The following is a 16609-nucleotide window of genomic DNA, read 5'->3' as shown; positions in this document are numbered from 1 at the left end:
TATAAAATATACTCTTAAATACATTGCTTAATGTAATTTTAAGATGTCAAGTAATTTTCACACATAAAGTCAATTATCGTCAAAAAACGCAAGTGAAATTCTTTTTTATATGGTAAAATAGTAATAAATAGTATATAAATTGAAATATTTGGTGTATGCATCAAGTTTATGCTAAAAAGAGGTGAAGTAATGGAACCGATTCAAACATTAGAGAAAAAGATAAACCCTTTTGTGAATTTTATGCAACAATATGATCTAACCACTGCTGATTATTCTAAGATATTTGATGAACATACTACTACAATAAAATACAATATTGATACAAGTATAAATCAACAAATAATTGATATATTTCAGGAGTCACCTAGATCTGTAATCATTACTGGAAATGCAGGTGATGGAAAGACGCGTATTTGCCGTAATGTATATGAAACGCTGTCTGAGGATGGATTTAAAGGGTGGCCAGAGAGTGGAATTGAAGAGCTTACTATTAATAACTATACAATTAGGATAATAAAAGACTTATCAGAACTACAAGATCATATTATTCTTGAGGAATTGAAAAGATTACAAAATTCATTTCAAAGTATAACTAATGTCTACTATTTAATTGCTGCTAACGAAGGGAAGCTTACATATTTTTTAGCAAAGTATCCCGAACTGTCTAACCTAAAAGATGTGATAATCCCACAGTTTTCACCAACGTATGAGCAGCAGTTGGGACAGCTACAAGTTTTTAATTTATTACATGTTTCATCATCCATTTATGCACAAAAGATAATGGAGCAATGGAACCAAGAAGATAATTGGCAAATTTGTTCAGGTTGTAATAAACAAAAGCAGTGCATTATTTATAATAATCATAAGGCACTATCAACAAAAAAGACAGCTGGTAGGTTGTTAGGAGTGTATCGTTCTTTAGACGGAAAACATGGCCATATGACTATGAGAGAATTGTTAATCCACCTGGCATATACTCATACAGGTGGTTTATATTGCAGAGACATACATGATTCGAATCCAAAAGAGCTGCAACAACAAGCTAGTAAGGTTTACTATGAAAACTTTTTTGGGCACAACGTAGCAAGTGAAGTTTTTGAAGAAATTAGTGGAATTCAGGAAATGAGAGCATTTGACCCAGGATATTTATCGGATTCTATGATTGATGACTTTATCATGAATGGGGACTTATCTAATCAGGAAACTAGCCTTTCACACAAGGAATTGTTCGGTGAAAGTATTGATACTGAATATGGCTATTTTTACGAGGAATTGAGGAAATACCGTTTAAACTACCGTTCTGATGAGGATGAGGGGAAAAAGATAGCAGAAAAGTGGTTACATCGCCTTCGTAGAAAGTACTATTTCGAGTCCAATAACCCTAGGAACAAAGCGAATAAATCTATTGAAAACCTAATACCTTATCGTTTCAGAAAAAACTTCTTAGACATCTTACGAAAACCAGAAAGATTGACATTAGATACAAAAAGAGAACTTGTATCAGGATTAAACACGTACTTTTCAAAGAGGATGGTTTACTCTCCATCTCATTCTCTATATGTTACATCTGAAAACTTATATGTACATGATGTAATTAATACAGGTGATATTAATTTTGATGTTTCACCAAACAATCCCAATATAGATCGTAAATCATCATATTTTACGATGAAAATTAAAGATGTCACGCTAAATATTAACCTACTAACATTTGAGTATTTGCTACGTTTGGCAAATGGTGGGATGTTTAATGTTCTAAAAGAAGATATTGAAATATTGTTAAACAACTTTAGAAATAAGTTAATATCTTTAAGTCAGACTGAAAAATCTGTTTTGAAAATATTAAAATTTGATGCTAACCAGGGAGCATTTGTTTTAAAAGAAATACAAATTCAAGCAGATGAAGAGTTCGAAGAAGAGGAAGAAGAGGAAGATGATTATGAATGGTGATGTAAAAGAAATAGGTGCTACAAAAGTAGATGTTCAGTTTTCTAGTCAGATTTCCGAAAAGATCTGGGGACATCGTTTTAAGGATGGACAACGTGGGCCCGAATATACCCTTGAGTTTTTAAATATTATGGCTGGTACTGATTATGAGTTTGGTAATAAGTTTTATGCACGAAAGAAAATGGAGGAATTCAGGAAGTTTGTCTTCGAAGGATCAAAAGAGGGCTCAAATTCCAAGGATGATACTTCTAATTATGTCAAATTTGAAACTGATCGAAAAAAGGAAATTATTAGTGATTTAGGTATAGATTTTTCAGATCTAGAGGATCTACAGTCTTTTTTTAAAAACTTAACTGTTCAAATGACCACATCTACTGGTAAGATGCTTAATCGGTCTTGGTATGCAACGATGTTGTTTCCATTACACGAATCTCTTCTATTCTTTGAACTTAGAACTAACAAACAAACAAAAAAAACTGCTTTCGAACGTAATTTTTTTGCCCGTGGTGGAGAGCTATATTATTTAATGATTACTTATGGAACTGAACCTGATATAGAATTACGAAAGAAGATAGAATCAAGAATGAAAATGATTATGCGTCATAATAAAAGTATAACAGGGGTAGTTGATCGTATTTGTGAAAAATTAGGTGATGATTATAAGGTTGATTTAGCTAACCCTCAGAATCCGGCTACCCTTATTAAGGATCCGTCGTTAGAAGGGATTATTTCTAACTATGAATCAAGGGAGTATCCTAATCTTCCAAACAATGATTTAGAAATCTATCATCATTTTGCTAAAGAGCTAAATGCTCTGTTGCAATTAGATATTGATTTATACGAACTGTTTGGACTTCTTACATCCTTAATTTGTTTTCAATTGCATAGGTACATGCTATTTCAAGCAGAGAAAGAAAATGAAGAACAAAATATTTACTTTATTGATTGTTTAGATGGTCAAGATTCCCATGTGAAACGTTTAGCTCAAGATTCACATAGTAAACATGAAACAGCAATTCAAAAACGTTTTGATTCTTTTACAGAGGCTCGATTAAATAAACTGCTTCCAGACGAAATGGCAATAGAAAAATTGCGTGAATGGAAGGGTTTAGCAAGTGTAAGTCAAGCGAAAAAAGAAGAAGACAAATATGAAGCATTTTTAACTGATATTGAGTATAAGTCTGTTCATAGCACAAAGAAAAAAGCATTAATTCAAGCAATTAAAACTCCAGATGAACAACAAGCAATAAAAATGCTTAAATTAAAAATTATTGATTTTTCACGCGAGGAGTTAACAAAAAAACAACTCCCAATTACAAGGACTCTGGCTAGAGATGGCGGTTTTATAATAACAGGACCAGGTATAAGAACGAGATATGTACTTTCAGATCAATTTTTATGTAGTCTTGTTTACGCAACATTAGAAGAAGCTGACAAGATGGACTTCCATGATTTTATGAAAGCCTTATATGAAAAATTCAATATTGTTATTGGTACTGAGGAAGCAAAACGTTCTGGTTTGTATGAACGAGAAGGTGTAAATCTAAGGTCATTTGAAAATAATGAGAAAAAGTTAAGGCAGAAACTAAAACAAAACGGTTTACTTCAAGAATATTCAGATGCTACTGCATTAATTAGAAATCCATACATGGTAAAAGAAGGAGGAGTATACTAGGATGTCTGTAACAAAAACAATTAATAAACACTCCCTTCTAGGTTACTGGATTGCAGAGTATATTAAATCTTATCTTTTAGAAAATAAAAATAAAAATGCTGAAAAAGTTTTATTGAAAATTAATAATATTAGTGACGAATATGGATCCGCTATTTTGAATGCAATTATAGACTCAAAACAAGAGCTTGCTTCATCCTATGTTCCAGTTCTTAAAACTGTTGCAGCAATTAATGGTTTTGAATCGTACGCTTGTCAAAGTCATGAGACTAGCGTGTGGCTTCGCAACTTTATTCGTTCTGGGGAAGCGCTAATCCTCTTAATGAATAAAAAAACTCCAGAGGCTCAAAGTTTGAAAGATATTGTTTCAATTGATGAATCTCAGCTCTTATCGGAGCAAGGTTTTACAGCTCTTTCTAATATGCTCATTAAAAATGATTTTTTATTAGTTTCTGAAGTTAATGAATTGGTATCATTCTTAAATATTTATCAAACAGTTACTGACTCACAGTTAACTTTAATGCTGAATTTTTTAGAAAAAGTTATTCATCAAGATAAGTTTTTATTAATGTCAGAAAGAATTGGTTATTCATTGGACCAATTAAGAATGTTTAAAGATGACTCAATGCGAACAGATAATAAAGCTATTTTAAGAAAATCAATTCAAAAAAATTATCTGCTTAGTCACTTGCGAAAGAGTAATGCTCATTACTTAGATCCTGAAAAAATGTTAGCAAGTGTAGATTTATTTATACAAAACGAGCAAGAAAGTGGTTACCCTAATGAAGTTTGGGGTTTATTCGAGGGGATGGAGGCAGAGCTACTAGAAAAGGCGTCTGAATTTGTATTCCAACAAAATAAAGATTTTTTAGTAGTACCTTATTCATCTGCTGAAAAAATATTTAATTTCAAACTACCTACTGGAATTAAAAATCGCCTGATAAATGTTCGTGATCACATGTTATCTAATTATAGTGAAAAGATTGCAGAAGCTACTACAAAAGAAGAAGCTGACAAATTGGAAAAAGAAAAGCAACAAAAAGAGCATGAATTTGATGTAGGTATAGAAGCTGTTTTAGATAAAAAAGATTTGGAAGCAGTTCGTAATTTTCGCGAAGAGTTTGTACAGCATATTGAACGTGAAGGAATAATGAAATCTATTATTAACATTGAAAACAAGCTTGAAAACCCTTCTGAATACGTGGGATTAATTGAAGGATTGTTTGCTGAAATGCTAGTTATGTTGGAGAAAGTTGAAGAAGAAGATTTTAATGGCGAACTTTCTTTTCAGATTACAAAGACTTCAAAGGAAACTGTACCCCCAGTTTATTTTGATTTTTTAAATTATCATTTACAAGCAATCTCATTCCTTTCAGAAAATATCATTATTGAACTAATTAGTGAGGAAGATTCAAGTGTTACTCAACTACCGGAATTATTATCTTTTGATATTATTTTAATGAGAAATGAAGAAAAACTAGACTCCACTAACTTTAAAATTGAATCTGCAGTTTTTGAAATGGAGAATAACAGTTTTTTTGATTTTTATGAAGATATTATAAATGACGGGGAACTTGGTTACGTAGTGGTGGATTCATCACAAAAATATACAAAATTATTTAAACAAGAATTAGAAGAAATTAAAGCAACAAGTGAGTTAAGTGATCGTAAATTAATACCGCATATTGAGGCTTTCTTAACATTTTATAAGAATTATATAAACCTACTACAACTTTCTATTAAGCAAGGATGGACAAGAACATTACTTGAGAAGATTTCTATATTAGTAGAGGATTATTTAAAATACACCTATTCCGATGTACAAGCTGTTCGTAAGGTGCATGGTCTTATCAATAAAATGGGTGTTATAGAATATACAGAAAGCACTAATTTAACAAATGTAAAGAAAACTACAAAACAAATTGTATCTATTTTTAATCCAATTCGTTTTATCGCATATGGATACAAGCTTGTTCATTTTGGCAAATTAATTAAAAAGCTGTCTGATACTTCTCTAGAATTAAATCCTACGCGTACGATTGAGGATATACAGCAATACAAAGGATTTGAATTAAATAAGCTTTCGCAGTTAGCACCTGCTTATTTATCTACTGGTGAACAAAATGTATTTTTCTTCGAGCAAGAGGAAGCATATGGACAAGGTATATATGTGGTAGAGGAAACAAAAGAAAGTGATTCCAATCAAGCAACAAATTTTGCAAATGAAATGGGTAAGATTGCGCAAGATTATGTGCGGATTTACCCATATGCCGTCGATAGTTTAGACATTTTATTCTTATATGTTACCAATTTGGATTATGTGAAAAAAGCCATAGAAACTCTCTTGCGAAAGGGAGATATCAAAAAGTTGAATGTCACTATTCATAGTCCATCTAAAGCAGCTGTATTATATGATGAACTTAATCAATGGCTAAGTGCAAAAGAAGAGTATACTACACCTCTACCTTTATTGGGAGGTCTCCCTAAGCTGGAAGTAAATGTGATGCCACATCATTCTGAAGGGAACTTAGAAAAAACATTATCTAAATCCATGGTAGATTTTGATATTGCCATTTTTGTAGATTATTTTGGTCAAAAACATAATTTGAATGTACCTAAGAACTTCCATCCTAGACCGTTAAATACATGCCTTTTAGAAGATTCAGCCTGGAAATTTGTAAATGAAACAGGTTACAGATCTTCAGAGGAAGGAACAAGGTTAATCAATTATATCTCAGATAGTCAACCATTGGTTTTTCAACGTTTTTACGATTTGCAGTATGTTTTGCAAAGTGGTATTACGGTTAATGAAAGTAATTTAACTCAAGTATTAAGAGGTCACATTCAAATTACTCAAACTGAGAAAAATGCTTTGTATAATCTAGTACATGAAAAATTCAACTGGGTAGTTACGTATGATAAATATATGGATCCTATGCTTGTTAGCCAGGTAACGAATAAAGCAAATATAATACGCTATCATATTGACCGAAAAGGAAAAGAAGAAGTAAAAGTTCTCGTTTCTTCATCTGAATCAATCAAAAAGTTTATGGATCATACAGAAAATTACTATTATCATGAACGATTATCAAATCGTTTAAAAGACCTTCTATCAATTAAAGCTCTTGATGGAGGTGTAGTTCGTGATATGATTCATCAGGTTAAACAATTGTCAGGTGGTTCAGTTTTAAGATCATTGGGTCCTGGGAAATTTATTCATGAATTATTATCTGTTTACTTAACTGTTCAGCGTGAAAGTGAAGTGAAAGATAATGAAGTTGTACTATGGTGTATGTGTGATGAGCTAGATTGGTTCCGTAGAAATCAAAAACGTCCTGACTTGCTTAAAATTTCTATACAATACAATAACGAAGAAAAAAAATATGGAATTTCATTTAAGTTAGTTGAATTAAAATTAGTTCATTATAATTCTTATGAGGCAGAAGTCACTGACGCCGCCAAGCAATTATTTAGTGGTGAAAAAGTTCTTAAGACTTTCTTTGACTTTGATACCAAAGCCGTTGATAAAGAAATGCGCCTTGGTTCGATCATAAAATTATTAGTAGATACTAGATCATATAATAATAAAGAAATTGCAATACTAGAGAATTTAAAAAATGATTCTAATACAAAAGTGAAATTTAAGTTTGAAAAAGAAATTAACGCGTATATCTATTCACAAGATGTCCAATTTGAAAGTAAAGAAAAAATTGAGGTTGGTCATTATGAGGATGTTCTAGAATTTGATGATGTAGTGACTAAAACTTTTACACGCTCATATATTTTAGAGGCTTTAAAGGCAGAAAACCAAGGACAGGAAGAAGATAATCATCAATTAGTTGAAGAAGCTATCTCATTTGAGGATTTTCTTACTGAGAGAGATATTATTATTGTTAACCATAATGAAGAATTAGATCAGAAGACAATTAACAAAGATGTACAAATAGATGAAGAGTATGATATTGATACAACTGAGATATCTGTTACTAATTCAGATAATGAATCGGAACTCGAACTAGAAATTGTCAAACAGGAAGAATCACCATTGGAGATATCTCCTTTAAATAAGGATACTGACGATTTTCCTGAAAAGGAAGCATTGAAAAATGTAAAAACCATTGAAAATGATATCGAGAAAACAAAGGCTGATGAAGAACTAGGCAGGCAGTTTGGTCAAATTCTTCGGACGAAATTAAATCTGAATAATATTAAATTAACTATTGATCGAACTCTTGTTGGCGCAAATGTTATTCGGGTTATAGGAAATATACCGCCTAATCAAAGTATCTCTTCTGTTGAGAAGAAAGCTAAAGACATGGCTTTATGGTTGAAAATTGATTCTGCACCGAATGTCTTTAGTGATAAGAATGGAATTAATATTGATATTAACCGTCCAGAGTCAGAAACAGTTTATTTTGATAAATTTATGCATCTTGTTAGGGAACAAGTATCTGAACAAAAGTTATCTGATGGTTTTATTGTTCCGGTTGGACTTGATCCATTAAATAATGTTATGACTGTAGATTTTAATGGTACAGAACCGCATATGCTTGTTGCTGGGTCGACTGGGAGCGGTAAAAGTGTAAGTCTAAATTCTATTGTTTTTGCTCTGATGTGTTTGTATGATCCCTCTGAACTTCAATATGTATTTATAGATCCAAAACAAGTTGAGTTTACTCCATTCCAAGGAACTAGACATACTCGTCAGGTAATAACTAACATTGAAGATGCGGTTAATTATTTAAACAATCTTGTAGATGAAATGGAATCTAGATATACTTTATTCAGTAAGCATTATATTCGTAACTTGAAAGAATATAACGAAATGATTGAAAGGCAAAGTAGTAATGAAGAGAAGCTTCCTCGAATTGTAGTTGTATTTGATGAGTTTGCTGATTTTATGCTTCAAGAAAAAGAGTTAGCGAAAAAAATTGAAACTACAATAGCTAGAATTGGTCAAAAAGGACGTGCAGCTGGTTTGCATATGATTGTGTGTACACAATCTCCTAAAGCCGAAGTTATAAATACAACAATTAAAAACAACTTGTTAGCACGCCTTGCGCTAAAAGTTACTGATGGAGTAGCATCAAATGTTGTTTTAGATACTAGCGGAGCTGAAAATTTAGCAGGTAAAGGTGATTTCTTGCTAAAGGCTAACAGTGAACCTTCACGTGGAAAGAGCCCTTATTTGCATCATGAAGCATTTGTTGCATTAATGAATTATTTTAAAAATTAGAACGACCAAACGAATTAGTCTCTAGAGACTAATTCGTTTTATCATGAAGGTGGTAGACATAATATGGGATTTGGACAACATCAGAGCTTTTATTTACGTCCTCAGTGGCTTCACAAAGGAATGTTCGAGGTAAAGCAAAATCCTCGATTTTTTTATGAAGATGACCATTTTGAGCGCTTAGGCATAGGAAAGAATATGGCGAAATCTGTTCGTCACTGGATGAATGCTACAAATGTAATGATAGATGTAAAGAGTATTCAAACGGAACAACATTTAACAGAATTTGGACTAATAATAGAACAGTATGACCCCCATTTACAAAAAAACTTTACTGTAGGATTACTACATTACTTTTTAACGACTAATGAAAAAATAGCAACAACTTGGTACTGGTTCTTCAATTATTTTAAAGAAGATGTTTTTGATCGTAATACAGTGCTTGAAGCATTGGAAGCTTGGGTTAAGACAACACAAGATAAACCCGTTTCTTTAAACTCTTTAAAACGAGATATTGATTGCCTATTCTTAACCTATCTAATCAAGGATTTTGAGAATGCAACACCAGAGGATGTTATTAAAAGTCCATTTGAAGAATTAGGGTTAATTGTACAAACACTACGAACAAGTTATACAAAAATGCCTATAGTCGAATATAAAAACTATAATCTTTTATTTACGAGTTTATTACTATATGTGCAAAAGCATAATATAAATGAAATAAGTGTCGATGATTTAGTTAACGCGCCCGAATTATGGGGGAAAGTTTTTAATTTGAATAGAAGTACAATTGTGGAAGCAATAGAAGAAATGCAAAAACAGTTCCCAATTATTTTCACTAGAACTAATCGTTTGGATATAGTTAGAATTAAGGAACCTATTAATCCTATGGCCTACATCAAAGTTTTTTATGAAAAAGAGGTAAGGTAAGTGGCAAAGTTTAAATCGAGTATTAATGTAATGTATGATATAGGACAATCAGATTTATTTGAACAATTCGTCCCTAATGTCAACCAAATTGATATATTAAATTCTATTTTAAAAGGAATATTAGATGATGAGCATAAAGCACATTTAATGGTAGGACCATATGGAGCAGGTAAGTCAATGGTTGGGGCACTTACGGCATCACTGATATCAGCTCGTAAAAATAGTAAAGATGTTAAAGATTTCCTACACGATGTTAACACTGTCAGTCCAGAGTCTTATGAGTCGTTAAATGAAACTCTTAATAAAAAAGAAGTAAAGTGGATTCCAGTTGCTATAACTGGTAAGTCCGGTGATTTTGATCAAATAATATTAGAGGCAGTTATAAATCAAATAAAAGAACATAATATATCCATTTCTTTAAAGGGCGATGGTGAGCATATCTTAAAAATGGTATCTTTGTGGCAAAGAGAGTATCCAGTCACATACAAGCGTCTAGATGAATACTGTAATCGCCTTAATATTCTTTTACCAGAAATGTTAACTCAGATTAAGCTGGGGGATGAGGAGTATATCGTTGAATTTAAGAAAATGTATCCACATCTAACTTCTGGAGCAATGTTTTTAAGTGAGAACAATGTGCCTTTTATAGAGCAATTAGAATACATTTTAAAGCAGCTTAAAACAAAAAAAATAGGTATATTTCTTGTTTATGATGAGTTTGGTCGTTTTCTACAAACTGTAAATCAATCTAGTATTTATCAAACAATGCAGGGGCTGCAAGACTTAGCAGAAATATCTAACAGAATTTCTAATTTAGGTTTGCTCTTTATAACACATACTGGATTAAGGCAGTATGCATCTTCGAATAATAATCTTTCCAAATCAGAGTTAGAGCGAGTAGAAAAAAGATTTCTAGATCATCGTCTTGAAAGTGACTCAGCATTATTTTATCGCTCAGCTTTCAAAATTTTAGAAAGTGTTAGATCAGTAGATGGTGGTAACTTGTTCTTAGTTGAGGATATTGATTATTTACGTAGTGAAATACTAAAATATAATTTGTTCCCAGATATGACATCTACGGAAGTAGAAGGAGCAATTCTAGAAGGGTGTCAACCAATTCATCCATTAACAATTCGTTTATTACCAACATTGTCTAATATCTTGGGACAAAATGAACGGACTCTTTATACATTTTTAGCAGACAGTGAAAGAACTTCTGAAATTTCTACTTGGTTTTATGCTGATCAGCTTTTTGATTATTTTTACCCAGATGAGTCAACTTTTTATTTAATAGAAGATCTTCGTTTCTATCGAATGGCAATGAGTTACGGTCTTAATCCAAACGCTAAACGTATAGTTAAAATTGTAACATTAATTAATATTGCGAATAGACCGTTTGCCATTACAAAAGCATTTTTGCAGTTTGCATTAGGATTATCATTAGAAGCAGTTGAAAGAGCGTTAAGCGAGTTAACCAATTCAAAACTAATCCGTTTTAATCGATTTGCTAATTCATTTGAACTCTATAGTGGTTCACTTGTGGAATTTGAAAATATATTTAATGAGTTCAAGCAATCAACAATTATTAATGATACAAGAAGAATTGAATATATAGATCGTATATTTTTAAATAAGTATTATCTTCCTCTTGCTTATAATAGTGATAAAAGTATGACTCGATTCATCGAAGCAAAGTTTAGCTGGAAGGAACAACTTTCTACTTTGAATTCAGCAGGTGATGGTGTACTTGTTTATGTACTATATCGAAGTAATGAAGAGTTTAGTCAAGTAGTAAAGACCATAAAAGAGGAAAAAAAGGCTAATATTCTTTTTTGTATACCATCACTTGATGTAGAACTTCTTCAAGAAAAAATTGACCAGTATATTGTATTGTATACATTGTTAGACAATAAAGAACTATTACAGCAAGATGAAAATTTAAAGTCAGAAATTGAAATTAGAATTGAAAGTATTAAATATGATATTGAACAAATTTTACAGCCATTACAGAAATTTGATCAAACAGCTCTAAAATGGATTTTTGATGGTGAAGAATTACCACCTTTTGAATCTAAAGAGAATCTAGAATCATTTCTAAGTAACTGGATGTATAAAAGATTCCCTCATACACTTGAGGTGAGGAATGAAGGGTTTAACAAAAGTAATGTAACAAGTATGCAAAAAAAGGCAGCTATTACAGTACTAAGTGAATTGATTAGTCCAACTTTTAATGGGGAGTTTTCTTTTTCGGGATTTGGTCCAGATTATTTAATTTATGCTACACTACTAAAAAATCAAGCTTATAATTTTAACAGACTTGACCAGCTTGACAATAAACAATTGGTTTTAATGAGGAAGCATCTAAAAGAATTTGTTCAACAACATCCTAGGGGGAAATTTACTGATCTGTATAAGATTTTACTACGTGAGCCATTCGGAATGCGTGAGCCACTTGTGCCAATATTAGTGACAGCGTTATTAAAGGATTATTGGGATCAAATGGCATTCTATGCTAATGATTTTTATGTAAGTCAAATGAATGCAGATCTAATGTATCAAATAATAGAACAGAATGTAGACTTTTATGAATACGAAATATATGAACTTTCCTCAGAAACAATTAACACTTTAAAGTTAATAAATGAAGCTTTTTTTGATGGGAGATTAACTGTGCAACCAGTTGTACTATTTAATGAGTTAACTTCCTGGCTGAGGAAATTACCTAGAATAACGCAAATAACAAGTATGCATTCAAGTGATATCTTATTATTTAAAGAAATAATTCGTCATAGTGAAACTGATCCACTAGAAGCCGCGACACGTATTGGAAAATTACTCAAAGGCAGTGGGATACAAGAACTTCTTCAGATTAAGAATATATTAGAAAATCATTTGTCAAAGACGAGGAAAGTCATTGAAGAAACTGTGCTTGATACTTGGTTTGTTGAGAAATGGGATGAATGGGAGGAGCAGAACCAATCATTAATAAAAGAAAACCCAATTCTAGCCGAAACAATTAAGAAAGTAAATAATGCAGAAGATTGGCTAAATTACTTGATTGAGAAAACTGTAGGGGTTAATTTAAAGGATTGGTCTGATATTACGTACGATTCATTTATTTCAGCAATTAAACAGTTAACAACACTACATGAAGATGCTAAAGTAGTCAAAATAGTAACTGGAGATCAGACGGTTATGAAGATTAAAGAAGTAGACATGTCTATAAAAGGAAAAACTATTTACAGCAATGTTAGTAGAATAGTCCAAAATGGAGGAAGAACAATTTCGCCTGATGAAGTAAAGTATATTATGTATAAAATTTTAAGCGAATTAAATAGCTAAGAAGTAATTAACTAAAGGAAAAATTTGTATTTTGTGCAAAACTCTTATAGAAAAAGGCTGTCGAAATCTACTCGACAGCCTAAAATTGTTATGCATACTCTTCAATATTTAAGAATAAGAGCACACACAAGGTATTGTGTCGTCTCTTTCACTTAGATATGCTTCTATACCATCTCTGTCCATTAATTCACGATATTGTTTTAGTGTAAATGCACTGCTATTTCGTTTTAAAATGGAAACATCTTTATCAAATTTTTCACGGAACCGTTCTTCCATAGCTTCTTGTTCAGCATATTGTTCCGGCCATACTTTATAGAGAAGTGCATAATGGCCAAGACCGCCTCTTACGCAGCGACCTGCACAGTTAGCGTGGGAGAAACCAAGACCATACATGCGAGGAAGAGCAATTTTCCACTCATCTCGAATAATTTCTTTTGTATCTAAATCTTCCTTATATGTTTCTATCATAGGGAACCGAGTTTCAATTGGCTCAATGGGATTGTGCTCATAAAAATTCTGTAAGTTAATAGCACGATGTTGTTCGTGTGGCCCGATACCAAAATATAGAATCGGCTCTAAATTATGTTCATCACGAAGTTCTTCAAGATAGATCAATGTTTGTCTTACCTTTAATTCCTCTGAACATTTTGCCATACGTGAATTTCCTAAGAAACGAACATCATGAAAAACCTCTTCTGGAGTTCTGCCATCTATACGTGTGGTAATCTCCATTCCGATATATTCTGCTACTTCCTCCATAAAACGGTAGTTGTCAATATCTTCCCATAGCGTATCTGTAAAAAACAATACACAATTTTCTTTACCATACTTTTGAACTATATGGTAGGCAACGTATGCAGAAGATGCACCGCCGCTGAACATAGCTACATGAATTTCCTTGCGACCTGTATCAGCTGATTTAGTACCAGCTTTTAAAACACCTAAAGCGGAGCGATCAGATGTTTTTTGTGTTTTAACGTTATTCATATTCACCTTTTTTGCACCTCACAAAATTGCTTAAACAGTTCTAAAGTTGGATTTTAGAATACGATTAATTATATCATTTATATAGAGAGAAATTAAAAATATTTGATTTATTTCTTTAAAAATTTCTTCCAGTTAGTTATGAAATTGCCCTAGATATAAGCAAGGGAAGATAAAATGGGGAGCCTTGAGTACTCTATTTTTATAGTAGGAAAATAATTAAAGTAAACTTAAATAAGGCCGATAAAAGTAAGTGAAGGAATTATGTCAATATTCTTCTGAAAAGGAGAATTCTCCTCATTAAATTTAAGTTAATTGATATTTAGAAATAATGACACCAATTTTAAAAAACTTTTAGGTAAATAATTGAAATGGAAAATAATAATTATATTAAAAATGTACTATTTTTTGTATAATTATTACATTATATTACTATTTGCTAAGTTATATTAATTTAGCATAAACATGATATCTCTAGAACAGATGTCTAAGTTATACTATCATTCATACAATCTCCATTTGAGGAATAATTATACAGGTTTTAGGGGAGACTGCTAATATAATTTGAAGCACGTGTTTTTTTTTGAAGTGAATACTTGAACTAAAGCTAAGCCGGCAAGAAATATTCAAAAATATCAATTGCTACTTATCAATGGTTATTAACATAATAAATAAGTGGAAATTAACCAGTGATCAAATATTTACTAATTATTAACTCCCTCACAATAACAAAGAGGTGTCATATGCATACACAATATATAAAATATTTGCAATCCATGAATAATGCCAATAGTTCTAATGATAATGCGATAGCAGAATCGCAGTTTTCAAACTCTTTCTACGAAAATATTCGTGTGGAAAGAAAGATCGGTAGCTATTTAATACAAAAAATTGCAAATGAAAAATTGTTCATAGTATTAACAGGTCATGCAGGAGATGGTAAAACTAGTTTATTGCATCAAATATTACGTCAAATTAATGCAGTTCCAGCAGGAGAGCCGCTTAAGGAAGAAGATACAGTTTTAAACAAACTGAATGATCAGTCATTATATTATGTAAAAGATATGAGTGAGCTAATAAGTGATAGCCAAAAAAAGTGTATTCAAAAAGGAGTTGATACTGTTAAAAATGATGGATCTAGTATCATTGTATCGAATACCGGCCCCTTAATTGATGCGTTTAAAAACTATTATAGAAATTCAGAGTTCAGTGAAAGCGAAATTGAGATGGAGATCCTAAAACTAATGGACGAAAACTCTTTTAAAGAAGGGATCATAGGCAACATATCTGTCTTAGTCATTAATCTAGCATTACTAGACAATACAGATGTCGTACCATTTTTAATTGATAACCTTTTAAATGAGGAGCTATGGAAAGATTCAGAAACATGTGAGTTAGGAACATTATGTCCAATATATAATAACTATGTGACTTTGAAAAGACATCAAGAAAAATTTAAACGTTTCGTTGTTAATTATTATCGCTGGCTAGCTGATAATGATAAGCGATTAACAATTCGTCAAATTTTATCACATCTTTCTTATGCAATTACAGGAAACTTACAGTGCCAAGAACTGAATATTATAAATCGTAGGACGATTTTATTTGACTACCATATTAGTAATTTATTTTTTGGATATATTGGATTAATTGAGAACAATGATGCCTTGAAAATTAAGTCCATAACCGAGTTGAAAAAAATGAAGTTAGATGAGAAAAAGTTAGTATTTGATCACGAGTTTTTTGTAAAAGAGAACTTTAATGTATTAGTTGAAGAAGTACGATCAATTACCAAAAACACATGGGACCACTTTATGCGTCGTCGACTGTTAAATACTGAACAATTACTCTATGAAAAGGAACCATTTTTAATTCGTAAAGCCATGCGCCGTATGGGAATCTTATTTGCAGAAATGGATGAAAAACAAGAAGACTATTTATATGGCATATTATATTCACCAATATATCCAAATTATTTATCGTATCGTAAAAATGGAATGCGAATTCGCTCAAAACGTCATTTGAAAGAAATTATATTTAAAGCCTTGCAAGTATTGATAATGGGAGACAGTAGTGCAGTTACTTCGGAAAGTGTACTTTACTTGCCATTAAAACGTAGTGGATTTAATAATCAAAACGTTTATCTTCTAGTAGGTAAAATTGATTATGATAGCATTATAGTAGATGCAGAGCAAATTGAAAATTTGGTTTCAGATGAACAAACGTATTGCATATATATGAAATTTACTCGGTTATCTCAAAGTTATACAATACCACTGCCTTTACTAGATTATTTTTATCAAGTAGCGAATGGATCTCTTTCTACAAAATTAAACCCTGTATTATCTCAAGGGATTCATCGATTAAAAGCACAGTTGTATAAAGAATATCGATTTACTGATGGTGATGAAGTAATTAAGTTGTTAATTCAAACACTACAAGGGCCTAAAATTATAGACATTGAAATAGATAGCGATAATAAAAAATTATATTTTGACTAG

Annotated in this window: 7 protein-coding genes; 6 read left to right on the top strand and 1 reads right to left on the bottom strand. The window is 31.6% G+C overall.

Translation table 11 applies throughout. The features are described from left to right. Positions 1–189: 189 nt before the first annotated feature. The 5 genes from ACLIJJ_RS13960 (at position 190) to ACLIJJ_RS13940 (ending at position 13124) form a co-directional block, all read left to right on the top strand. The gene (locus ACLIJJ_RS13960) at positions 190–1950 is read left to right on the top strand and encodes a hypothetical protein (RefSeq protein WP_411411098.1); all 1761 of its coding nucleotides are present in this window, start codon (positions 190–192) and stop codon (positions 1948–1950) included. Continuing rightward, positions 1940–3622: a hypothetical protein gene (locus ACLIJJ_RS13955; RefSeq protein ID WP_411411097.1), complete on the top strand. Its 1683-nt coding sequence runs from the start codon at positions 1940–1942 to the stop codon at positions 3620–3622. The genes ACLIJJ_RS13960 and ACLIJJ_RS13955 overlap by 11 nt, the downstream gene beginning before the upstream one ends. Position 3623: 1 nt before the next feature. Next, positions 3624–8855: an FtsK/SpoIIIE domain-containing protein gene (locus ACLIJJ_RS13950; RefSeq protein ID WP_411411096.1), complete on the top strand. Its 5232-nt coding sequence runs from the start codon at positions 3624–3626 to the stop codon at positions 8853–8855. A gap of 63 nt (positions 8856–8918) precedes the next feature. Further along, complete coding sequence (locus tag ACLIJJ_RS13945; protein ID WP_411411095.1) at positions 8919–9782, top strand: DUF4007 family protein; 864 nt, start codon at positions 8919–8921, stop codon at positions 9780–9782. Beyond that, the gene (locus ACLIJJ_RS13940) at positions 9783–13124 is read left to right on the top strand and encodes a hypothetical protein (protein WP_411411094.1); all 3342 of its coding nucleotides are present in this window, start codon (positions 9783–9785) and stop codon (positions 13122–13124) included. It abuts the gene before it with no gap. Positions 13125–13232: 108 nt separating this feature from the next. Here the strand turns inward: ACLIJJ_RS13940 and ACLIJJ_RS13935 are convergent, their stop codons facing one another. Beyond that, the gene (locus tag ACLIJJ_RS13935) at positions 13233–14111 is read right to left on the bottom strand and encodes a hypothetical protein (RefSeq protein WP_411411216.1); all 879 of its coding nucleotides are present in this window, start codon (positions 14109–14111) and stop codon (positions 13233–13235) included. A 740-nt stretch (positions 14112–14851) separates the two neighbouring features. Between ACLIJJ_RS13935 and ACLIJJ_RS13930 the strand changes: the two genes are divergently transcribed. After that, positions 14852–16609 carry a hypothetical protein gene (locus ACLIJJ_RS13930; RefSeq protein ID WP_411411093.1) on the top strand — a complete coding sequence of 586 codons (1758 nt, stop codon included), beginning with the start codon at positions 14852–14854 and terminating at the stop codon, positions 16607–16609.

The sequence above is a fragment of the Niallia laureatilytica genome, from assembly GCF_046613985.1.
Taxonomy (GTDB): domain Bacteria; phylum Bacillota; class Bacilli; order Bacillales; family Cytobacillaceae; genus Niallia.
This window is presented reverse-complemented; position numbering and strand designations above follow the sequence as displayed.